Annotated in this window: 22 protein-coding genes and 5 tRNA genes; 19 read left to right on the forward strand and 8 right to left on the reverse strand. The window is 71.2% G+C overall.

Annotated features, from left to right (window positions below; all coding sequences use genetic code 11):
* Positions 1-112 precede the first annotated feature (112 nt).
* The 3 genes from P3T37_RS02385 to P3T37_RS02395 all read right to left on the reverse strand — a co-directional run bounded on the left by P3T37_RS02385 (position 113) and on the right by P3T37_RS02395 (position 419).
* Positions 113-184: transfer RNA gene (locus P3T37_RS02385), tRNA-Val, on the reverse strand.
* Positions 185-216: 32 nt separating this feature from the next.
* A tRNA-Cys gene (locus P3T37_RS02390) sits at positions 217-290 on the reverse strand.
* 56 nt (positions 291-346) lie between these two features.
* Positions 347-419: transfer RNA gene (locus tag P3T37_RS02395), tRNA-Gly, on the reverse strand.
* 267 nt (positions 420-686) lie between these two features.
* On the opposite strand from P3T37_RS02395, the gene P3T37_RS02400 reads away from it, so the two are divergent.
* Genes P3T37_RS02400 through P3T37_RS02410 form a run of 3 tightly spaced genes read left to right on the forward strand, consistent with a single transcriptional unit; the run spans position 687 to position 3,450 of the window.
* A complete protein-coding gene (locus P3T37_RS02400; RefSeq protein ID WP_280722101.1) occupies positions 687-1,715 on the forward strand; it encodes a chorismate-binding protein in 1,029 nt (342 codons plus the stop codon).
* Between the two features lie 41 nt (positions 1,716-1,756).
* Positions 1,757-2,572, forward strand: coding sequence for an aminodeoxychorismate lyase (locus P3T37_RS02405; RefSeq protein ID WP_280721695.1), 816 nt, complete (start codon positions 1,757-1,759; stop codon positions 2,570-2,572).
* Between the two features lie 38 nt (positions 2,573-2,610).
* On the forward strand, positions 2,611-3,450 hold the full coding sequence (locus P3T37_RS02410; protein WP_280721696.1) for a GNAT family N-acetyltransferase: 840 nt from the start codon (positions 2,611-2,613) through the stop codon (positions 3,448-3,450).
* Between the two features lie 30 nt (positions 3,451-3,480).
* Here the strand turns inward: P3T37_RS02410 and P3T37_RS02415 are convergent, their stop codons facing one another.
* The 3 genes from P3T37_RS02415 to P3T37_RS02425 form a co-directional block, all read right to left on the reverse strand.
* Positions 3,481-3,972 carry a DsbA family protein gene (locus P3T37_RS02415; RefSeq protein WP_280721697.1) on the reverse strand — a complete coding sequence of 164 codons (492 nt, stop codon included), beginning with the start codon at positions 3,970-3,972 and terminating at the stop codon, positions 3,481-3,483.
* A 43-nt stretch (positions 3,973-4,015) separates the two neighbouring features.
* The gene (locus P3T37_RS02420) at positions 4,016-4,597 is read right to left on the reverse strand and encodes a CGNR zinc finger domain-containing protein (RefSeq protein WP_280721698.1); all 582 of its coding nucleotides are present in this window, start codon (positions 4,595-4,597) and stop codon (positions 4,016-4,018) included.
* Positions 4,598-4,894: 297 nt separating this feature from the next.
* On the reverse strand, positions 4,895-5,308 hold the full coding sequence (locus P3T37_RS02425) for an SsgA family sporulation/cell division regulator (protein ID WP_030056266.1): 414 nt from the start codon (positions 5,306-5,308) through the stop codon (positions 4,895-4,897).
* 320 nt (positions 5,309-5,628) lie between these two features.
* Between P3T37_RS02425 and P3T37_RS02430 the strand changes: the two genes are divergently transcribed.
* A tRNA-Val gene (locus P3T37_RS02430) sits at positions 5,629-5,700 on the forward strand.
* Positions 5,701-5,911: 211 nt separating this feature from the next.
* Positions 5,912-5,983 (forward strand) — tRNA-Val (locus P3T37_RS02435).
* Positions 5,984-6,038: 55 nt separating this feature from the next.
* Here the strand turns inward: P3T37_RS02435 and P3T37_RS02440 are convergent.
* Positions 6,039-6,764, reverse strand: coding sequence for a 3'-5' exonuclease (locus P3T37_RS02440; RefSeq protein ID WP_280721699.1), 726 nt, complete (start codon positions 6,762-6,764; stop codon positions 6,039-6,041).
* Between the two features lie 233 nt (positions 6,765-6,997).
* Here P3T37_RS02440 and thrS point away from each other — a divergent pair, with 233 nt between their 5' ends.
* Positions 6,998-8,974, forward strand: coding sequence for a threonine--tRNA ligase (gene thrS / locus P3T37_RS02445; RefSeq protein ID WP_280721700.1), 1,977 nt, complete (start codon positions 6,998-7,000; stop codon positions 8,972-8,974).
* 71 nt (positions 8,975-9,045) lie between these two features.
* On the forward strand, positions 9,046-9,606 hold the full coding sequence (locus tag P3T37_RS02450; protein ID WP_280721701.1) for an HIT domain-containing protein: 561 nt from the start codon (positions 9,046-9,048) through the stop codon (positions 9,604-9,606).
* A gap of 54 nt (positions 9,607-9,660) precedes the next feature.
* Here the strand turns inward: P3T37_RS02450 and P3T37_RS02455 are convergent, their stop codons facing one another.
* Entirely contained in the window at positions 9,661-11,310 is a 1,650-nt protein-coding gene (locus P3T37_RS02455) for a hypothetical protein (RefSeq protein WP_280721702.1), read from the reverse strand.
* 166 nt (positions 11,311-11,476) lie between these two features.
* Here P3T37_RS02455 and P3T37_RS02460 point away from each other — a divergent pair, with 166 nt between their 5' ends.
* The 12 genes from P3T37_RS02460 to yajC all read left to right on the forward strand — a co-directional run bounded on the left by P3T37_RS02460 (position 11,477) and on the right by yajC (position 21,073).
* Entirely contained in the window at positions 11,477-11,872 is a 396-nt protein-coding gene (locus P3T37_RS02460) for a DUF393 domain-containing protein (protein WP_280721703.1), read from the forward strand.
* Positions 11,873-12,023: 151 nt separating this feature from the next.
* Complete coding sequence (gene pgsA / locus P3T37_RS02465; protein ID WP_280721704.1) at positions 12,024-12,671, forward strand: phosphatidylinositol phosphate synthase; 648 nt, start codon at positions 12,024-12,026, stop codon at positions 12,669-12,671.
* A 15-nt stretch (positions 12,672-12,686) separates the two neighbouring features.
* Entirely contained in the window at positions 12,687-13,640 is a 954-nt protein-coding gene (locus P3T37_RS02470) for a phosphatidylinositol mannoside acyltransferase (RefSeq protein WP_280721705.1), read from the forward strand.
* Between the two features lie 30 nt (positions 13,641-13,670).
* Positions 13,671-14,834, forward strand: a complete 1,164-nt coding sequence (locus P3T37_RS02475) for a glycosyltransferase family 4 protein (RefSeq protein WP_280721706.1) — start codon at positions 13,671-13,673, stop codon at positions 14,832-14,834.
* A gap of 52 nt (positions 14,835-14,886) precedes the next feature.
* A complete protein-coding gene (locus P3T37_RS02480) occupies positions 14,887-15,432 on the forward strand; it encodes a hypothetical protein (RefSeq protein ID WP_280721707.1) in 546 nt (181 codons plus the stop codon).
* A gap of 117 nt (positions 15,433-15,549) precedes the next feature.
* On the forward strand, positions 15,550-16,464 hold the full coding sequence (gene pdxS, locus P3T37_RS02485; protein ID WP_035795860.1) for a pyridoxal 5'-phosphate synthase lyase subunit PdxS: 915 nt from the start codon (positions 15,550-15,552) through the stop codon (positions 16,462-16,464).
* Between the two features lie 91 nt (positions 16,465-16,555).
* Positions 16,556-17,173, forward strand: a complete 618-nt coding sequence (pdxT, locus tag P3T37_RS02490) for a pyridoxal 5'-phosphate synthase glutaminase subunit PdxT (protein ID WP_280721708.1) — start codon at positions 16,556-16,558, stop codon at positions 17,171-17,173.
* Positions 17,174-17,251: 78 nt separating this feature from the next.
* A complete protein-coding gene (locus P3T37_RS02495; RefSeq protein ID WP_280721709.1) occupies positions 17,252-18,010 on the forward strand; it encodes a YebC/PmpR family DNA-binding transcriptional regulator in 759 nt (252 codons plus the stop codon).
* A gap of 128 nt (positions 18,011-18,138) precedes the next feature.
* Complete coding sequence (gene ruvC, locus P3T37_RS02500) at positions 18,139-18,714, forward strand: crossover junction endodeoxyribonuclease RuvC (RefSeq protein ID WP_280721710.1); 576 nt, start codon at positions 18,139-18,141, stop codon at positions 18,712-18,714.
* Positions 18,711-19,322: a Holliday junction branch migration protein RuvA gene (ruvA, locus tag P3T37_RS02505; RefSeq protein ID WP_280721711.1), complete on the forward strand. Its 612-nt coding sequence runs from the start codon at positions 18,711-18,713 to the stop codon at positions 19,320-19,322. Before ruvC ends, ruvA begins: the two co-directional genes overlap by 4 nt.
* Before the next feature lie 62 nt (positions 19,323-19,384).
* The gene (gene ruvB / locus P3T37_RS02510) at positions 19,385-20,485 is read left to right on the forward strand and encodes a Holliday junction branch migration DNA helicase RuvB (RefSeq protein WP_280722102.1); all 1,101 of its coding nucleotides are present in this window, start codon (positions 19,385-19,387) and stop codon (positions 20,483-20,485) included.
* Between the two features lie 198 nt (positions 20,486-20,683).
* On the forward strand, positions 20,684-21,073 hold the full coding sequence (gene yajC / locus P3T37_RS02515; RefSeq protein ID WP_280721712.1) for a preprotein translocase subunit YajC: 390 nt from the start codon (positions 20,684-20,686) through the stop codon (positions 21,071-21,073).
* Positions 21,074-21,146 lie beyond the last annotated feature (73 nt).

Genomic DNA, 21,146 nt, shown 5'->3' on the forward strand with positions numbered 1-21,146 from the left:
TGTCAAGGTAGTGCTCTCCCGCTGAGCTAATCGCGCCTGTCCGTCACCAGAGGTGTCGGCCGGGCTGGTGGCGGCACTGCGAGGTGCCACCGAAGGCCCCGAGGGACCTGTGTGCGCGATACTGGGATCGAACCAGTGACCCCTACCGTGTCAAGGTAGTGCTCTCCCGCTGAGCTAATCGCGCGGGAAGACCCCCGGTCGAACCGGGGGACCTCTTGGAGGTGGAGACGGGATTTGAACCCGTGTACACGGCTTTGCAGGCCGTTGCCTCGCCTCTCGGCCACTCCACCAGGCAACTTGTCAAACATACCAGGAAGAACGATCATGCTGTCCTTCACCGGCACCGAGCGGACGACGAGATTCGAACTCGCGACCCTCACCTTGGCAAGGTGATGCTCTACCAACTGAGCCACGTCCGCCTGTCTTCCGAGCCCTTCACCGCTTCTCAGCGGCTCCGTTTCCCGGCGACGTGTTGAACTTTAGCGGAAACCCTGGCCAGCTCAAATTCCGTATCCGCAGCTAGGGCCCGGGCACCCTCCGAACCTGCCGCCGAACGGCCCCCCGCGCCTAGACTTTCCAGCACCGCAGACCCCCCGCCGCCGGTCCACCCCCCACCCGGCGCAGCTCGTGATCACCGCAGGAGAACCGTGCCCGCCCCCAGCTCCGCCCCCGCCCCCGACCAGCCGATGGCCCGCTTCGGTGGCCGGCTCGCGACGGGCCTGTGCGAGGTGACCTCCGACCCGGCCGCCCTGGAGAGCGACGGCTGGTGGGCGGTCGCGTACGACTTCGAGGGCCGCCTCACCTGCGCCCGGTTCGCCGACGTCCGCCCCGTCCCGGCCCCCGTCCGTACGCCCGGCGCCTGGCGCGGCCCGTTCCCCGACAGCTGGCACAGCTCCCTGGACCGCGCCGGCTACACCGCGGGCGTCCGCGCGATCCGGGAGCGGATCGCGACCGGCGAGGTCTACCAGGCCAATCTCTGCCGAGTGATGACCGCGCCGCTGCCGGACCCCGACCCGGCCCGCAGCGACATCGACGCGCTGACCGGCCTGCTCGCCCACGGCAACCCAGCCCCTTACGCGGGCACCCTGCGGCTGCCGGAGCACGGCATCGAGATCGCCACCGCCTCGCCCGAGCTCTACCTCTCGCGCACCGGTCGGACCGTCTCCTCCGGCCCGATCAAGGGCACCGGCCGCACCGAGGCCGACCTGCTGGAGAAGGACTACGCCGAGAACGTGATGATCGTCGACCTGGTCCGCAACGACCTCGGCCGCGCCTGCGCAATCGGCAGCATCACCGTCCCCGACCTCTGCGCGGTCGAGAAGCACCCCGGGCTGGTGCACCTGGTCTCGCTGGTCCGCGGCACCCTGCGGGACGGCGCCGGCTGGCCCGAGCTGCTGGACGCCACCTTCCCGCCCGGCTCGGTCACCGGCGCCCCCAAGTCCAGCGCGCTGCGGATCATCGACGAGCTGGAGACCGCCCCGCGCGGCCCGTACACCGGCGCCGTCGGCTGGGTGGACGCCGACCGCAGCGAGGCCGAACTCGCGGTCGGCATCCGGACGTTCTGGATCGAGCGGACCGCCGGCGCGGCCCCCGTCCTGCACTTCGGCACGGGCGCGGGCATCACCTGGGGATCCGACCCCGAACACGAGTGGGCGGAGACCGAGCTGAAGGCCGCCCGGCTGGTCGCGATAGCGTCGGGGCAGCATCCGGAGTAGAGCCGTCCACTCCGGGCCCGTGTCTTCTGGAGGAACCCCCGATGATCTGGCTGAACGGATCGCTGGTCGCCGAGGACCGCGCCGAGATCTCCGTCCTCGACCACGGACTGACCGTCGGCGACGGCGTGTTCGAGACGGTCAAGGCCACCGCCGGCCGGCCCTTCGCGCTCACCCGCCACCTCGACCGCCTGGTCCGCTCCGCCACCGGTCTGGGCCTGCCCGCCCCCGACCTGGACGAGGTCCGGGCCGGCTGCGCCGCCGTGCTCGCCGCCAACCCGATGCCGCGCGGCCGACTGCGGATCACCTACACCGGCGGCCTCGCCCCGCTCGGCTCCGAGCGCGGCGACACCCCGCCCACCCTGGTCGTCGCCCTGGGCACCGCCGCCGAGCGCCCCGACAGCACCGCCGTCGCCACCGTCCCGTGGGCCCGCAACGAACACAGCGCGGTGGCCGGCCTGAAGACCACCTCCTACGCCGAGAACGTCGTCGCGCTGGCCTACGCCCACCGCCGCGGCGGCTCCGAGGCGCTGCTCGCCAACACCGCGGGCCGGCTCTGCGAGGGCACCGGCTCCAACGTCTTCGTCGTGGTGGACGGGCAGCTGCTCACCCCGCCGCTCAGCTCCGGCTGCCTGGCCGGCATCACCCGCGCCCTGGTCGCCGAGTGGTGCGGGGCGACCGAGGCCGACCTGCCGTACACGGTCCTGAAGGAGGCCGATGAGGTCTTCCTCACCTCCAGCCTGCGCGACGTCCAGGCCGTGCACCGGATCGACGACCACGAACTCCCGGCGCCTGGCCCGGTCACCGCCAGGGCGATGGCGCAGTTCGCCGCCCGCGCGGCCGACGACCTGGACCCGTGAGCCGTTAGACGGCCACCCTGACGGGGAAGAGGGCTGCCATGACCACCACGCTGCGCCCCGCCGGTCCCGAGACCTCACGGCCGGACGGCGGCCGCGACCGCCGCTGGCAGGTCTGCGCCAACGGCCGCCCGGTGGGCACCGTGCGCACCGGCTCGCACCCGCTGGGCCCCGGCTGGATCGGGCAGATCGCGGACCTGGAGATCATCGCGCCGCAACGGCGGCGCGGCCGGGGGACGTTCGCGATGCTCGCCGCCGAGGAGGTGCTGCGCGGCTGGGGCTGCGGGCGACTGGAACTCTCCGTCCCCGCCGACGCGTCGGCCGCGCTCGCCCTGGCCGGTTCGCTCGGTTACACCGAGACCAACCGCAAACTTGCCAAGGAGCTCGGCCAACCCCCGGCCTGCGCACCGGATCTGACGCTGCGTCGGATCGGTGAGGCCGAGTTCCCGCGCTGGCTGGAGCACATCCGGGCCACCTACCGCGAACACCTGGTCCGCTCCGGGCTGACCCCGCAGCAGGCGTACGACAAGTGCGAGGCCGACCACACCGAGCTGCTCGCCCAGGGGGCCGCCACCCCCGGCGTGGCGCTGCGCCAACTGCTCAGCGGGGGAGGGCCGGTGGGCAGTCTCTGGGTCGACCTGAAGATCGGCGAACGCCCCGACGGCCGGCCGCTGGCCTGGGTGATGACCGTCGACGTCGACGCCGACCGGCGCGGACACGGCTACGGCCGCGAGCTGATGCTCGCGGCCGAACGCGAATGCCTCGCCGCCGGGGTCCGCGACCTCGGCCTGAACGTCTACTCGGCGAACACCGTCGCCATCACGCTCTACGAGTCGCTGGGCTACCGGATCACCAGCCGGATCCTCGCCAAGCGGCTCTAGGGCCTCGCCAAGCGGCCCCAGGAGACCGGATCAGGCCTCCAGCAGCGCCACGATCCGCTCGCGCAGCCCCTCCTGGCTCTGCCCGCCGTCCAGTCGCTGCCCGGCCACCACGTACGTCGGGGTGCCGGTCACGCCGATCGCCTTCCCCTCGGCCTGGTCGGCGTCCACGATCAGGGTGTGCCGGCCGTCGACCAGCGCCAGCTCGATCTCCTCGGTGTCCAGGCCGAGACCGGCGGCCACCTCGATCAGCAGCTCCTGGCCGCGCTCCGCGAGCTCCTCGGTCCGCGCCAGCACCGCCTCCACGAACGGCCAGCCCTGCCCCTGGGCGAAGGCCTCCTCGGCGGCCTCGGCGGCCTCGTAGGCGTGCTTGTGCCGCTCCAGCGGGAAGTGCCGGAACTCGATCGTCAGCGCGTCGCCGTAGCGCTCACGCAGGGCGCGGACGTCGTCGAGGGAGGTGCGGCAGTCCGGACACTGCAGCTCGCACCAGAGTTCCAGGCGGGGGAGAGAGGCTTCGGTCGTCATGCGGCCAGTGTTCCACCACGCGGGGACCGATCGGGACGCCCGCTCAGTGCACGCCCAGCGGCATGGCGTCGTCGGCCGCCGAGCGCTGGCGGGCCCGGTAGGCGGCCACGTGCATCCGGTTCCCGCAGGTCCGGCTGTCGCAGTAGCGCCGAGAGCGGTTGCGCGAGAGGTCGACGAAGACGCGCGCGCAGTCCGGCGCCTCGCAGCGCCGCAGCCGCTCCCGCTCGCCGGCCATCAGGATGAGCCCCAGGGCCATCCCCAGCTCGGCCGCGAGATGGTCGGCCAGCGCCGCGTGCGGGGCGAAGTAGTGCATGTGCCAGCCGTGGCCGTCGTGCTCGGTGAGCCGCGGTGTCGCGTTGACGGCGGCCACCAGCGCGTTCACCAGCTCGGCGGCCTCCGCGGTGGACGCAGCGGTGAAGACCGCCCGCAGCCGCGCCCGCAGCGCGTGGACGGCCGCCAGGTCCTCGGCGGTGACCGCGTCGATCTCGCTGATCTCCCGGCGCTCCACCAGGGCGCCCAGCGCCGCGATGTCGGGGAGCTGCTCGAAGCCGCCCGCCTCGGGTGAGGTGTTGAGAAGCTCGACCAGGATGCCCAGGGCGGACTCGGTGTCATGGGTGATCAGCACGTGGGAACTCCTCGCGTGCGCCGGGGGCGGCGGCCCCGCCCGCGTCGGTCATCACCGCCGCACTCTACCGGGCCGGGCGCGCAGAACGCCGAAGGCACCCGGAGCCATCCGAGCCCTTCCGCCGAGGTGGCGGAGCGGGCGGGCATGGCACCGGGTGCCTTCGGCACTTCTCACTCGAACGCCGTGGACAACCGGCCCCGAGGCCGCGCGCTACGCGGCTGAGCCTGTGGCCGTGCCCCCGAGTAGGACAGCCACCAGGAATATCGACCGGGCCACCGGGGGTGCACCCCCGGGGCGTCAGCTCTCGGCAAGGATGTGCGACAGCTCCCGGTCCAGATCGAAGTGACGATGTTCGGTGCCGGGGGGCACGGCGGCGTCGGTGCGCTTGAGGAACGACTCAAGCGCCCGGGCCGGGGCTTCCAGCAGTGCTTCTCCTTCCGGAGAGCTCAGCGCGATGCAGACGACACCCTGTCCGTGGCTACGCGACGGCCAGACCCGGACGTCGCCGGTACCGGTGGGTCGATGCAGCCCCTCCGCGAGGAGGTCGCGGGCGAACACCCACTCCACGGTCTCGTCGGCACCGGTGTGGAACGTGGCATGCACGGCATAGGGGTCCGCAGTGTCGTAGCGCAGGCCCGCGGGGACGGGCAGTGACGACTCGCTGGACACGATGAGGCGCAGGTGCAGCTCGCAGCTGACCGTGGTGTTCATAAGCGCCATGGCCTTTCGCTCAGTGTGCGCTCGGGGAATCGCACGTCGGCGAACGGACCATCCCACCGCTGGCGCCGATGTAAACCCCTCTGTCCCGATTCGGGGCCTGGCGGTAACTCTTCCGGCGCATTGCACAAAGGGTCGGAAGGGGCCTGGAACGCCTTATCCGGGCGTCGGACGGGACGGCCCTGACGGCGTCCGGAGTGGTTACCGAAAGTGACGATTGGTGGCTGCCGGGCTGGTGGGGACGGGCTTGGGGGCGTTGGGCCCAGGGGTGCGCGGAGCACCCCTCGGGATGCGGTAATGTTTTCCCTGCACCCGGGCGATTAGCTCAGCGGGAGAGCACTTCGTTCACACCGAAGGGGTCACTGGTTCGATCCCAGTATCGCCCACCGGATTGCAGAGTAAGGCGTAGGACCCCGGTCAGTAATTGACCGGGGTCCTACGCCTTTTCGGTGTTCCGGAACTCTTCGGGGCACTTCGGGGAACTGAGGCGACGTCATGGTCCCTTTGTCGGAACCCCGCTGGCGGGCCGTCGGGCGGCCGCCGGCCAACCACGTTGGAGGTACCGCTCCCACGGTGCTACTGTTCATCTCGTTGCCCGGGCGATTAGCTCAGCGGGAGAGCACTTCGTTCACACCGAAGGGGTCACTGGTTCGATCCCAGTATCGCCCACCGGACAACATCAGGGCCGCTGATCGGATATCCGATCAGCGGCCCTGATGCATTGTCAGGCTGCCGCGGGACGCAGCGGCCAGGAGCGGTCCACCCGCTCCGGGGTGCCGGCGCGGTCGAACCAGTCCTGCAGTCCGCGGGCCTGTGCGGCGTGCCAGACGCCCTGCCGCAGGTGCAGCTCGGCAGCAGAGAAGCCGCCCAGCGCCGTCCGGTGCCGGGCGCCGATCGCGCGGACCAGCTCCAGGGACGCCGTGGCGTCGGCCGCCGCGTCGTGCGCGCCCTCCAGGACGACTCCGTAGTGCGCGCAGAGGTCGGTCAGCGTGCGCCGGCCCCGGCGGTAGCGGTCCACGTGCTTGTCGAGCACCCGCGGGTCGACCACCAGCAGCGCGGCGCCGTCCAGGAACTCCTCCAGCGAGCTCTCCCGGTGCCGGCGCAGCTCCCGGTCCAGCAGGGTCAGGTCGTACGGGGCGTTCATCACCACCACCGGCACCCCGGCCCGGGCCTGCTCGGCGAGCGCCCGGGCTATCTCGCCGACCACGGTGTGCGGCGGGCGGCCGAAGGCGCGGACGTGTTCGTCGGTGATGCCGTGCACCGCGCGGGCGCCGTCCGGGATGGCGATGCCCGGATCGGCCAGCCAGGTCCGCCGCTCGGCGGCGCCGCCCGGCGCGGTCTGGACGACCAGCGCGGCGGAGACGACCCGGTCGTTCTCCACGTCCACGCCGGTGGTCTCGGTGTCGAAGGAGGCGAGTGGGCCCTCGTGCCAGTAGTGGTGTTGCTCCATGACCACCCCTCAGGTCCCCCGGGCCCGCCTGGTGCACCGCCGAGGACTGGCGGTGCACCGGCTCATGGCGCCGTTCTGAGCAGGTGATACCCCGGGCAGGTACCCCTTCAACCCCGCCGCCGGGGCGACCGGTGCGACGACCGGCGGATATGGGTGCGCGGTCGGCTCGGTGGGCTCGGTACCATCGTCTCGTCACAGCACTGTGCTGTGCACCAGACATTCAGGAGAGACCGGTGACCGACGTCCGGGTAACCATCAGCCGCGAACCCGATCGGGAAGAGCGCGTGGTGACTACGGGCACCACGGCCGCCGACCTCTTCGCGGACGACCGCTCCGTCATCGCAGCCCGGGTTGCCGGCGTGCTCAAGGACCTGGCCTACCAGGTGCAGGAGGGCGACGAGGTCGAGCCGGTCGAGCTCGGCAGCCCGGACGGCCTCAACATCCTGCGGCACTCCACCGCGCACGTGATGGCGCAGTCCGTGCAGGAGCTCTTCCCCGAGGCCAAGTTGGGCATCGGCCCGCCGATCAAGGACGGCTTCTACTACGACTTCGACGTCGAGAAGCCGTTCCACCCCGACGACCTCAAGGCCGTCGAGAAGAAGATGCAGGAGATCATCAAGCGCGGGCAGAAGTTCGCCCGCCGGGTGGTCACCGACGAGGCGGCCCGCACCGAACTGGCCGGCGAGCCGTACAAGCTGGAGCTGATCGGCCTCAAGGGCTCGGCCTCCTCGGAGGACGGCGCCAACGTCGAGGTGGGCGGCGCCGAGCTGACCATCTACGACAACCTGGACCCGAAGACCGGCGAGCTGTGCTGGGGCGACCTGTGCCGCGGCCCGCACCTGCCGAGCACCCGGATGATCCCGGCCTTCAAGATCATGCGCTCGGCCGCCGCCTACTGGCGCGGCAGCGAGAAGAACCCGCAGCTGCAGCGCCTCTACGGCACCGCCTGGCCGACCAAGGACGAGCTCAAGGCGCACCTGGACTTCCTCACCGAGGCGGCCAAGCGCGACCACCGCAAGCTCGGCAGCGAGCTGGACCTCTTCTCCATCCCGGAGGAGATCGGCTCGGGCCTCGCGGTCTTCCACCCCAAGGGCGGCGTGATGCGCCGGGCCATGGAGGACTACTCGCGCAAGCGGCACGAGGAGTCGGGCTACGAGTTCGTCTACACCCCGCACGCCACCAAGGGCACCCTGTTCGAGCTCTCCGGTCACCTGGACTGGTACGCCGACGGGATGTACCCGCCCATGCAGCTCGACGGCGAGAACGACTACTACCTCAAGCCGATGAACTGCCCGATGCACAACCTGATCTTCCGCTCCCGGGGTCGCTCCTACCGCGAACTCCCGCTGCGGCTCTTCGAGTTCGGCACGGTCTACCGCTACGAGAAGTCCGGCGTGGTGCACGGCCTGACCCGCGCCCGCGGCTTCACCCAGGACGACGCGCACATCTACTGCACCAAGGACCAGATGGCCGGCGAGCTGGACTCGCTGCTGACCTTCGTGCTGGACCTGCTGCGCGACTACGGGCTGAACGACTTCTACCTGGAGCTCTCCACCCGGGACCCGAACAAGTCGGTCGGCTCGGACGAGGACTGGGCCGAGGCCACCCAGGCGCTGGCCGACGCGGCCGAGAAGCAGGGCCTGGAGCTCACCATGGACCCGGAGGGCGCCGCCTTCTACGGTCCGAAGATCTCCGTGCAGGCGCGGGACGCCATCGGGCGCACCTGGCAGATGTCGACCATCCAGGTCGACTTCCAGCTGCCGCAGCGCTTCGAGCTGGAGTTCCAGGGCGCGGACGGCAACCGGCAGCGCCCGGTGATGATCCACCGCGCGCTGTTCGGCTCGATCGAGCGGTTCTTCGCGGTGCTCCTGGAGCACTACGCCGGTGCCATGCCGCCGTGGCTCGCGCCGGTCACCGTCGTCGGTATCCCGATCACCGACGAGCACGTGCCGTACCTCCAGGAGGTCGCGGCCGAGCTGAAGAAGCGCGGCATCCGGGTCGAGGTGGACGCCTCGGACGAGCGGATGCAGAAGAAAATTCGCAACGCCCAGAAGTCGAAGACCCCGTTCATGCTGATCGCGGGCAACGACGACGTCGAGGCGGGCGCGGTGTCGTTCCGCTACCGCAACGGCGAGCAGAAGAACGGCATCCCCCGCGACGAGGCGATCGCCGAGATCGTGGACGCGGTGGAGCGCCGGATCCAGGTCTGAGCCGGATGATCGGCGCGGGGCAGGCTCGATGAGTCTGCCCCGCGCTGGTTTCCCCAGGGCATCCTCCGAATATGCTGATCACCATGACGAGTGAGCCGGAACTGCAGCAGGGCGTGGGGGAGCCGGACGGCTTCAGGCGCCTGTGGACGCCCCATCGGATGGCCTACATCCAGGGCGAGAACAAGCCCACCGGGCCCGCCCCCGGTGACGGGTGTCCGTTCTGCACGATCCCGTCGCTGAGCGACGAGGACGGGCTGGTCGTCCGGCGCGGGGAGCACGTGTTCGCGGTGCTCAACCTGTACCCCTACAACGGCGGCCACCTGATGCTGGTCCCGTACCGGCACGTGGCCGACTACACCGAGCTGACCGAGCCCGAGACGGTCGAGCTCGCCACCCTCACCAAGCAGGCGATGACGGCGCTGCGCGCGGCCTCCGGGGCGCACGGCTTCAACATCGGGATGAACCAGGGCGAGGCGGCCGGCGCCGGCATCGCCGCGCACCTGCACCAGCACGTGGTGCCGCGCTGGGGCGGCGACACCAACTTCATGCCGGTGGTCGGCCACACCAAGGTGCTGCCGCAGCTGCTCGCGGACACCCGCAAGATGCTCGCGGACGCCTGGCCGCAGGTATGACCGAAGGGCCCTGCCGGACACTCCGGCGGGGCCCTTCTCCATGTCTACCGGCCGTCAGTCCGCGTCGTAGGCGTCGGCCCTGAACGGCCGGACGGTCTGCATCTCGGACTTGAGGATCATCGAGCGGTTGCTGAACCGGTCGGTGTCGATGTCGTGGTCGTGCAGGAACTCGATGGTGGCCGCGAGCACCGCGCTCATCACCGGGGTGGCGATCCGGGTCGAGTCGTCCGTCATGAACCGGCTGTTCCACGGCGCCGTCGCCCACGCGGTGCGCAGACCGAACGGCTCCGGCAGGGGCAGCGTGCCGCCGAGCCAGTTGAGCAGCGCGGGCGCCTTCATGAACGGCGCGCGGACCGCCTGGCGCACCACCTCGTCGTTGTCGATCAGCGGGAGTTGGACGGTCTCCTCCACCCAGAACTTGCCCGACTTGGGCCGGGTGATCTCCTTGGGCTTGGGCTTGTCGTGGAAGGTGCCCTGCACCGGGCCCAGCGTGTAGCCGGTCACCGAGATCCGCAGGGTGTTGCCCAGGATCGTCACGGTGACCATCAGGCTGACGATCAACCGGCCGTTGTTCAGCACGAACTGGGTGCCCAGGTAGTGCCGCAGGCCGGCCGCGCCGAAGGTCTGCCGGTTGGCGATGTCGGCCACCGCGTGGTCGCGCATCCGCGGGCCGTCCATCTCCGGGCCCTCCGGGCGGGCGATCTCGGCGGCGCCCGCGCCGACCTCCTGGATCACCCACTGCTGGACGGAGGAGTGCGGGATGCCGCCGTTGCCCACGTCGCTTCGGCCCAGGCCGTTCAACCGGTCGGTGATCTTCTTGATCAGGTCCCAGGCGTGGAAGGTACGGAAGTCCTGGTGGCCCTCGGCGGGGTGGAGGTCCCCGGCGACGTCCCAGGAGCCCCAGTGCTTGCCGAGGCCGAGTATGCCGTTGACGCCCGCGTAGTGCAGGACGTTGGTGTCCTGCTCCATCGAGAGCCGGGTCAGCTGCTTCTTCAGCAGCTCCGCCTTGGCGTCCTTCTCGTCCCGCGGAACGGCGGTGGGCAGCACGGCGGCCAGCACGTTGCCGTCGATCAGCCCGGCCCAGCGGGCCCGCAGGTCCTTGGTGGTGGCCAGGCAGATCTGCCGCGCCCAGTACCAGCCGGCCACCGGGACCAGCAGCGCGACGCGGGCGTAGAGGGAGAGCAGTCCGGTGAACGGCGGGCGCAGCACGAACAACAGGGCCAGCGCCATCGGCAGGACCAGGATCGCGGCGCCGTAGGTGCGCTCCCGGGCCGGGTTGTTCTTGCCCAGCATGACCCGCACCTGGAAGGCGGCGAGCCAGACCAGTGTGCCGGGCAGGAAGAGCAGCCCGCTGACCAGCGTCACCAGGGTGAGCCTGCGGTCGCGGGCGGCCCGCACCTCCTCGGCGGCCAGGCAGTGTTCGACCACCATCCGGGGGTCGGTGCCGAAGGACGGCACCAGCGGCTTGCGCGCGGCGCCGAGCGTGCGGGCGATCACGGCCTTGCTGAAGGCCTCGCCGATGTTGGGTCGGAAGAGGTTGAACCGCCCGTTCTTCAGGGTGAGTTCGGGTTGGGCGGCTTTGGCGAAGTCGTTCGGGTCACCGTCGCGGTAGGCGACCGACGAGAGAGCCTGGGTGACCGCCGTCTGTGGGCCGGCGTCCGTACGGGGTATCTGCGCACCCGGGGTCATGTCCAGCTTGTTCATGCGGCCTCCCCTCCTCCCCTTTTTCTTCAGCGGCAGGCTATCGCGCCGCGGTGCCGTCCCGCCGATGATCGTCTGAAGTGCCGTCACCGGGCAGGACCGGGCCGGTCGCTGCCGACATGCTTCCCCGGATGTGGGCGGTTCGATCCCGATGCGGCAGGATCGGTGTATGAGTGCCAACGATCCTGTCCTGATCTATGACGGGGACTGTGCCTTCTGCACCTCCTGCGTCCGGTGGGCCGAGAAGTACCTGCGGCAGACGCTGGCCTCCGGCGGCTGGACCGCGCAGCCGTTCCAGTTCACCGACCTGAACGAGTTCGGCGTAACCCGGGAGCGGGCCGAGCAGGAGGTGCTCTGGGTCACCCCGACCGGCGCGGTGTACGGCGGTGCGCCGGCGGTGGCCCGGCTGCTGATGCGTACCGGTGGGGTGTCCGCGTACCTGGGCGGGCTGCTGGCGCTGGGCCCGGTGCGCCCGGTGGCCGCCGCGTTCTACCGGCTGATCGCGGCGAACCGCCACCGGATGCCCGGTGGCACCCCGGCCTGCGCGCTGCCGCCCCGGCAGTAGCCCGTCGGGGCCGGGACGGGCGTGGGCGGGCGAAGGCAGGTGTATCGGCTCGATACCATGGGTGAGCCGGGTGGGCTGATCCGCTCGGCCGCCCGGCGCCGCTCTCGGCCGCCGGTGAACACCAGGTGAGATCGGAGCGGTCCGGAAGGCCATGCTCAACAAATACGCGCGTGCCTTCTTCACACGTGTCCTGACGCCGTTCGCCGCCCTGCTGCTGCGCTGGGGCGTCAGCCCGGACGCGGTGACCCTGGTCGGGACGGCCGGCTCGGTGGCCGGCGCCCTGGTGTTCTTCCCGCGGGGCGAGTTCTTCTGGGGCACCATCACGATCACCCTGTTCATCTTCTCGGACCTGGTCGACGGCAACATGGCGCGCCAGTCCGGGCGGTCCAGCAAGTGGGGGGCCTTCCTGGACTCCACGCTGGACCGGGTCGCCGACTCGGCGGTCTTCGGCGGCATCGCGCTCTGGTACGCGGGGCACGGGAACAACGACCTGCTCTGCGCGATGGCGGTGGTCTGCCTGGCGAGCGGCCAGGTGGTCTCGTACACCAAGGCGCGGGCGGAGAGCCTGGGTCTGCCGTGCAACGTCTCGGGGCTGGTCGAGCGGGCCGAGCGGCTGGTGATCAGCCTGGTGGCGGCCGGTCTGGCGGGGCTGAGCACCTTCGGGGTGCCGTACGTCGAGTGGCTGCTGCCGGTGGCCCTGTGGCTGGTGGCGGTGGGCAGTGTCATCACGGTGCTCCAGCGGATGCTGACGGTGCGCCGAGAGGCCTTCGAGGCAGCAGCCATGGCGACCGAGAGCTAGAGGGCGGGGAAGCGGATGAGGGAGAAGCTGGTCGACGGCGGGTACGCGGCGGGGTGGGCCACCGTGAAACTGCTGCCGGAGCCGATGGCGCGCGGTCTCGGCAACCGGATCGCGGACGCGGTCTGGCGCAAGGAGGGCAAGGGGGTGCGCCAGCTCCAGGCGAACCTGGCCCGGGTCCGGCCCGAGGCCGCGGCGGCCGAGCTGCGCGAACTCTCGCGGGCCGGGATGCGCTCCTACCTGCGGTACTGGATGGAGTCCTTCCGGCTGCCGACCTGGAACGACCGCACGATCGCCGACCGGGTCCAGGTGGACGGCATCGAGCACCTGGTGGCGGCGATGGAGTCCGGGCGCGGCGCGCTGGTGGCGCTGCCGCACATGGGCAACTGGGACCTGGCCGGGGCCTGGGTGGTGCGCCACCTCGGGTTCACCTTCACCACCGTCGCCGAGCGGCTCAAGCCCGAGTCGCTCTTCGACCGCTTCGTGGCCTACCGCGAGGGCCTGGGCATGGAGGTGCTGGCGCTGACCGGCGGCGGCGTCTCGGTGACCGGCACGCTCGCCCGCCGGCTGCGGGCCGGGCAGCTGGTCTGCCTGGTCGGCGACCGCGACCTGTCGGACGCCGGCGTTCCGGTGACCTTCTTCGGCGAGACCACCAAGATGCCGGCCGGTCCCGCCGCGCTGACGCAGCGCACCGGCGCGGCGCTGCTGCCGGTCACCCTCTGGTACGACGGTGCGCTGATGCGCGGGACCATCCACCCGCCGGTGGAGCCCCCGGAGGGGGAGGACCGGCACGCTGTCACGCACGCGATGACGCAGACCCTGGCGGACATCTGGGCCGAGGGGATCCGGCAGCACCCGCAGGACTGGCACATGCTGCAGCGCTACTGGCTCGCGGACCTTCCGTCGGCCAAGTCGGCGCGCCCGGAGCACGAAGAGAACGAAAAGTCGGCCGAGCCGACTCCTCGTGCCTGAGCGCGGTCCGACGACCCGGAGGGGAACCACGTGAAGATCGGTATCGTCTGCCCGTACGACTGGGACGTCCCCGGCGGGGTGCAGTTCCACATCCGCGACCTCGCCGAGCACCTGATCGAGCTGGGGCACGAGGTCTCGGTGCTCGCACCGGCCGACGACGAGTCGGGCCTGCCGCCCTACGTGGTCTCGGCCGGCCGCGCGGTGGCCGTCCCGTACAACGGCTCGGTGGCGCGGCTGAGCTTCGGCATCCTCTCCGCGGCCCGGGTGCGGCGCTGGCTGCACGACGGCGACTTCGACATCCTGCACGTCCACGAGCCGACCTCGCCGAGCCTGTCGATACTGGCCGCATGGTCGGCGACCGGGCCGATGGTGGCGACCTTCCACACCTCCAACCCGCGCTCGCGGGCGATGATCGCGGCCTCGCCGATCCTGCAGCCGGGCCTGGAGAAGATCCGCGCCCGGATCGCGGTCAGCGAGTACGCCCGGCGCACCCTGGTCGAGCACCTGGGCGGCGACGCGGTGGTGATCCCCAACGGCGTGGACGTCTCGTTCTTCGCCGACGCCGCGCCCGACCCGCGCTGGAGCGGCGGCACGATCGGCTTCATCGGCCGGATCAACGAGCCGCGCAAGGGCCTGCCCACGCTGCTGGCCGCGCTCCCGGCGATCCTGGCCGCCCGTCCTGACGTCCGGCTGCTGGTGGCGGGCAAGGGCGACCAGGAGGAGGCGGTGGCGGGCCTGGCGCCGGAGGTGCGGGCCAGGATCGAGTTCCTCGGCATGGTCACCGACGAGGAGAAGGCCCGACTGCTGCGCAGCGTCGACCTCTATGTGGCGCCCAACACCGGCGGCGAGAGCTTCGGGATCATCCTGGTGGAGGCGATGTCGGCGGCGGCGCCGGTGCTCGCCAGCGACCTGGACGCGTTCGCGCAGGTGCTGGACGGCGGGCGGGCCGGCGAGCTCTTCCCGGTGGAGGACGCCGACGCGCTGGCCGAGGCGGCGATCCGCCTGCTCGGCGACCCGCAGCGGCTGGCCGAGCTGCGCGTTGCGGCCTCGCGGCACGTCCAGCGCTTCGACTGGAAGACCGTGGGCGCCGACATCCTGGCGGTCTACGAGACGGTGGCCGACGGCGCGGCCGGCGTGCGCGAGGACGAGCAGCGGATCAGCTGGCGCGAACGGCTGGGCCTGCCGCGCCCTTGACGAATCGGTGTGAGCCTGGTCACGACGGTCCGGGACGGTAGCGTTGCCCCCCGTGACTACCTGGATCTGGGCCGCCGTTGCCGTGGTGCTCTTCGCCGTCTACCTCAGTTGGACGGCCGGCCGGCTCGACCGGCTGCACGCCCGGATCGACGCCGCGCGGGCCGGGCTCGACGCCCAGCTGCTGCGCCGGGCCTCGGTGGCCCAGGAGTTGGCGACCTCCACGCTGCTCGACCCGGCCGCCTCGATCCTGCTCTACCAGGCCTCGCACGCGGCCCGGCAGGCCGACGAGGAGCAGCGCGAGGTGGCCGAGAGCGAGTTGAGCCAGGCGCTGCGGGCGGTGTTCGCCGCGCCCGAGCAGGTCGAGGAGTTGCGAGCGGCGCCCGGTGGCGAGGAGGCGCTGAGCGATCTGACCTCGGCGGTGCGCCGCGTCCCGATGGCCCGGCGGTTCCACAACGACGCCGTCCGGGCGGCCCGCGCGGTGCGGCTGCACCGGCTGGTCAGGTACTTCCGGCTGGCCGGAAAGGCGCCGTTTCCGCTGGCTTTCGAGATGGACGACGAGCCGCCCGCCGCACTGAATCCGCAGGGTTCGCCCGTGTAGTTCCAGCCGCTTTGTCGTATCCGGTCGGCCGGGGTGGACTTGGAGGCGCACCAAAAACCGGCTCGAACGGCCTACCATAGGGCGATAGCACTGGTACGTCTTCGAGTGAGGTCCTACGTGTCCACCACCCCTGTCAACACCGCTGACCAGCCGCAGATCGGTACCGCCCGGGTCAAGCGCGGCATGGCCGAGCAGCTCAAGGGCGGTGTGATCATGGACGTGGTCAACGCCGAGCAGGCCAAGATCGCCGAGGATGCCGGTGCGGTCGCCGTCATGGCGCTGGAGCGCGTCCCCGCCGACATCCGCAAGGACGGCGGCGTGGCTCGGATGTCCGACCCCGACATGATCGACGGCATCATCAGCGCCGTCTCCATCCCCGTGATGGCCAAGTCCCGCATCGGCCACTTCGTCGAGGCCCAGGTCCTCCAGGCGCTCGGCGTCGACTACATCGACGAGTCCGAGGTGCTGACCCCGGCCGACGAGGTCAACCACTCCGACAAGTGGGCCTTCACGACCCCCTTCGTCTGCGGCGCCACCAACCTGGGCGAGGCCCTGCGCCGGATCGCCGAGGGCGCGGCCATGATCCGCTCCAAGGGCGAGGCCGGCACCGGCAACGTGGTCGAGGCCGTCCGCCACATGCGCCAGATCAACGGCGACATCCGCCGCCTGGCCACCCTCGACGAGAACGAGCTCTACGTCGCGGCGAAGAACCTGCAGGCCCCCTACGAGCTGGTCAAGGAGGTCGCGCAGCTGGGCAAGCTCCCGGTCGTGCTGTTCTCCGCCGGTGGTGTGGCCACCCCGGCCGACGCCGCGCTGATGATGCAGCTGGGTGCCGAGGGCGTCTTCGTGGGCTCCGGCATCTTCAAGTCCGGCGACCCGGCCAAGCGTGCCGCCGCCGTCGTGAAGGCCACCACCTTCTTCGACGACCCGAAGGTCATCGCGGACGTCTCGCGCGGCCTGGGCGAGGCCATGGTCGGCATCAACTGCGACACCCTGCCCGAGTCCGAGCGGTACGCCAACCGCGGTTGGTAACAACGTAACTTCGGTCCGCCGCGCGGCAGTTCGGCGCGGCGGACCGTTGTGTGTCCCCCTGGATCAGATCCTGCGAAGAAGGTAGCCCACCGTGTCCAGCAGCACCCCCGTCATCGGCGTCCTGGCCCTGCAGGGCGACGTCCGCGAGCACCTGGTCGCGCTCGCCGAGGCGGACGCCCTCGCCCGCCCGGTGCGCCGTCCCGAGGAGCTGGCGGAGGTCGACGCCCTGGTGATACCCGGGGGCGAGTCGACCACCATGTCCAACCTCGCGCTGGCCTTCGGCATGATGACGCCGCTGCGCGAGCGGGTCGCCGCCGGGATGCCGGTCTACGGCTCCTGCGCGGGCATGATCATGCTGGCGGAGAAGATCCTGGACGGCCGCGAGGACCAGCAGACCGTCGGTGGCATCGACATGACCGTGCGCCGCAACGCCTTCGGCCGCCAGAACGAGTCCTTCGAGTCGGCGATCGAGTTCAAGGGCCTCCAGGGCGACCCGGTGCACGGCGTCTTCATCCGCGCCCCCTGGGTGGAGTCGGTCGGCGCCGGCGTCGAGGTGCTGGCCGAGCTGCCGGCGGCGGACGGCGCGGAGAGCCGGATCGTGGCGGTCCGTCAGGGAAACCTGCTGGCCACCTCGTTCCACCCCGAGCTGACCGGCGACCACCGGGTGCACGCCTACTTCGTGCAGCTCGTCGCGGCCGCCGCGCGCTGATCCGGTTCCCGCCGCCTCGGGCGACACCGGTAAGATCTCTCCTGTTCATTTCCCTTTGGCGACGTAAAGGAGCTGGTGATGTCCGGCCACTCTAAGTGGGCTACCACCAAGCACAAGAAAGCCGTGATCGACGCCAAGCGCGGCAAGCTCTTCGCCAAGATGATCAAGAACATCGAGGTGGCGGCACGCACCGGTGGCGGCGACCCGGCCGGCAACCCGACGCTCTACGACGCCATCCAGAAGGCCAAGAAGAGCTCGGTCCCGATCGACAACATCAACCGTGCCGTCAAGCGCGGTTCGGGTGCCGAGGCCGGCGGGGCCGACTACTCGACGATCATGTACGAGGGCTACGGCCCCAACGGTGTCGCGGTGCTCATCGAGTGCCTCACCGACAACCGCAACCGCGCCGCCTCGGACGTGCGCGTGGCGATGACCCGCAACGGCGGCAACATGGCCGACCCGGGCTCGGTGTCGTACATGTTCAACCGCAAGGGCGTCGTCGTCGTCGCCAAGGCGGACGGGATCGACGAGGAGAAGGTGCTCGACGTCGTCCTGGAGGCCGGCGCCGAGGAGGTCAACGACCTCGGTGACAGCTTCGAGGTGATCTCCGCGCCGACCGACATGGTCGCGGTGCGCACCGCGCTGGTGGACGCCGGGATCGACTACGACTCCGCCGACGCCAACTTCGTGCCGAACCTCCAGGTCGAGCTGGACGTCGAGGGCGCCCGCAAGATCTTCAAGCTGATCGACGCGCTGGAGGACAGCGACGACGTGCAGAACGTCTTCGCCAACTTCGACATCTCCGACGAGGTCGGCGCGCAGCTCGACGCCGAGTAGGCATCCGATCTGCTGTTCCGACACCGGCCCGGTGGTCCCCTGCGGACCACCGGGCCGGTGTCGTCGGCGGAGTTGTCAGACCCTGCCGATACCCTGCGAGTCGGCATCACCGACGAAGGGCTTGTGACGTGCGGGTACTGGGCGTGGACCCGGGTTTGACCAGGTGCGGCGTCGGTGTGGTGGACGGCGCGCCCGGGCGCCCGCTGACGATGGTCGCCGTCGGCGTGGTGCGTACGCCCGCCGAGGAGGACGTGCCGCTGCGGCTGCTGGCGATCGAGGCGGGCCTGGAGGAGTGGATCGACACCCACCGTCCCGAGGTCGTCGCCATCGAGCGCGTCTTCGCCCAGCACAACGTCCGTACCGTGATGGGCACCGCGCAGGCCAGCGCCGTCGCGATGCTCTGCGCGGCGCGGCGCGGTATCCCGGTCTTCCTGCACACCCCCAGCGAGGTCAAGGCGGCCGTCTCCGGCTCCGGCCGGGCCGACAAGGCGCAGGTCACCGCCATGGTGACCAGGCTGCTGCGGCTGGACGCACCGCCCAAGCCGGCCGACGCCGCCGACGCGCTGGCGCTGGCCATCTGCCACATCTGGCGCGGGGCGGCCACCGACCGGATCGCCGCCGCACTGGCCCGCACCCGCACCTCCGCCGCCGTCTCCCGTACCGTCGCCCCCCGGCTCGCCCCCCGCAAGGAGTACCTCCCGTGATCGCGTTCGTTCAGGGCCCGGTGGCGGCCATCGGCCACGCCAGTGCGGTCGTCGAGGTTGGCGGCGTCGGCCTGGCATTGCAGTGCACCCCGAGCACGCTGGCCGCGCTGCGCCTGGGCGAGCCCGCCCGGCTGGCCACCTCGCTGGTGGTCCGCGAGGACTCGCTCACCCTCTTCGGCTTCGCCGACGACGACGAGCGGGCCACCTTCGAGATCCTCCAGGCGGCGCCCGGCGTCGGACCGCGCCTGGCCCAGGCCATGCTCGGCGTGCACAGCCCGGACGCGCTGCGCCTGGCGATCGCCGGCGGCGACGAGCGGGCGCTGATCCAGGTGCCCGGGATCGGCAAGGCCAAGGCGGCCAAGCTGCTCCTGGAGTACAAGGACAAGCTCGGCGCCCCGCACGGCAGCGTCCCCGCACAGAAGCCGCTGGCGGCGGGCCCGGCGCCGTGGAGCGAGCAGCTGCACTCGGCGCTGGTCGGCCTCGGGTACGCTCCGCGCGAGGCGGACGACGCCGTCGCGGCCGTCGCCCCCGAGGCCGACGCGCAGGCGGTCACCGACGTCGGTGCGCTGCTCAAGTCCGCGCTGCGCAGCCTCAACCGCCAGCGCTGAACCGCTTTTCGGCGTCCCGTACGCTGACGATTCATCACCATGTCGACTTGGAGCCCGCCCTGATGAGCCCGTACGACTCCGACCCCGCCGACAGGCTGGTCACGTCTTCCGCCGACGGCGAGGACCAGGCGGTCGAGGCGGCGCTGCGGCCCAAGCTGCTCGAGGAGTTCATCGGCCAGGAGCGGGTCCGCGAGCAGCTCTCGCTCGTCCTTCAGGCGGCCCGCAAGCGCGGCGCCTCGCCGGACCACGTGCTGCTCAGCGGCCCGCCCGGGCTCGGCAAGACCACCCTGTCGATGATCATCGCGGCCGAGCTGAACGCCCCGATCCGGATCACCTCCGGGCCGGCCATCCAGCACGCCGGCGACCTCGCGGCGATCCTCTCCTCGCTGACCGAGGGTGAGGTGCTCTTCCTCGACGAGATCCACCGGATGTCGCGGCCCGCCGAGGAGATGCTCTACATGGCGATGGAGGACTTCCGGGTCGACGTGATCGTCGGCAAGGGCCCCGGCGCCACCGCGATCCCGCTGGAGCTGCCGCCCTTCACCCTGGTCGGCGCCACCACCCGGGCCGGGCTGCTGCCGCCGCCGCTGCGCGACCGCTTCGGCTTCACCGGCCACATGGAGTTCTACGCCCCGGCCGAGTTGGAGCGGGTGGTGCACCGCTCGGCCGCGCTGCTGGACGTGGAGATCGACCCGATCGGCGCGGCCGAGATCGCCGGGCGCTCGCGCGGCACGCCCCGGATCGCCAACCGGCTGCTGCGCCGGGTCCGCGACTACGCCCAGGTCAGGCACGACGGCGTGGTCACCAAGGAGATCGCCGCACAGGCCCTGCGGGTCTACGAGGTGGACGAGCGCGGCCTCGACCGGCTGGACCGCGCGGTGCTCACCGCCCTGCTGAAGCTGTTCGGCGGCGGCCCGGTGGGCCTGTCGACGCTGGCCGTCGCGGTGGGGGAGGAGGCCGAGACGGTCGAGGAGGTCGCCGAGCCGTTCCTGGTCCGCGAGGGCCTGCTGGCCCGTACGCCGCGCGGCCGGATCGCCACCGCGGCCGCCTGGCAGCACATGGGCCTCACCCCGCCGATCCAGCCGGGCGCCGGCCGCGGACCGCTGCCCGCCCAGCAGGAGCTGTTCGGTCAGGGCGCCGCCGCCCGGCCGGGTGCCGAGTGACCTCGTGGAACGCCTTCCCGGGCACGGGTTGAGAGTGACCATGCCAGGGACTCGCCACCTTCGGCCGCATGATGCGATGCTTGGCGTTGTCCGATCAGAGCAGGTCTCCTAGACTTCGCCGGACCGTCCCGTCTCACCTGACGGGCGACCATCTCCACTGGCCATCCGCCGGGTGGCTTCCAAAGGACGCTGTCTGCTGTGAATCTCATCATTCTTCTCCTCCCCGTCGCCGCGATCTTCCTGATGTTCCGGTCGCAGAAGAAGCGGCAGCAGCAGGCGTCGTCCATGCAGTCGGCGATGGAGACCGGCTCGGCGGTGCGCACCATCGGTGGGATGTACGCGCTGGTCAAGTCGGTCAACGACTCCACTGTGGAGCTGGAGATCGCGCCCGGCGTGGTCGCGCACTACGCCAAGAGCGCCATCGCCGCGGTGATCGACGAGCAGGAATACGACGAGATCATCAACGGCCGTCCCGAAGAGGACGAGTCGGTCGATCTCGATGACGAGGTCCTGGAGGACGAGACGACGACGGCGGAGGAGCCGGTCAGTCTCGACAAGGGCAGTGGCGACACGCCCGCCGCGAAGTAGTACGGACGGTCTGCAGCACCTCACGGTTGTCCGCGGTTAGCGCTGCCGCCTGCCCTACCGGGCCGGGCGGCGC

The organism is Kitasatospora sp. MAA4, from assembly GCF_029893355.1.
Classification (GTDB): domain Bacteria; phylum Actinomycetota; class Actinomycetes; order Streptomycetales; family Streptomycetaceae; genus Kitasatospora.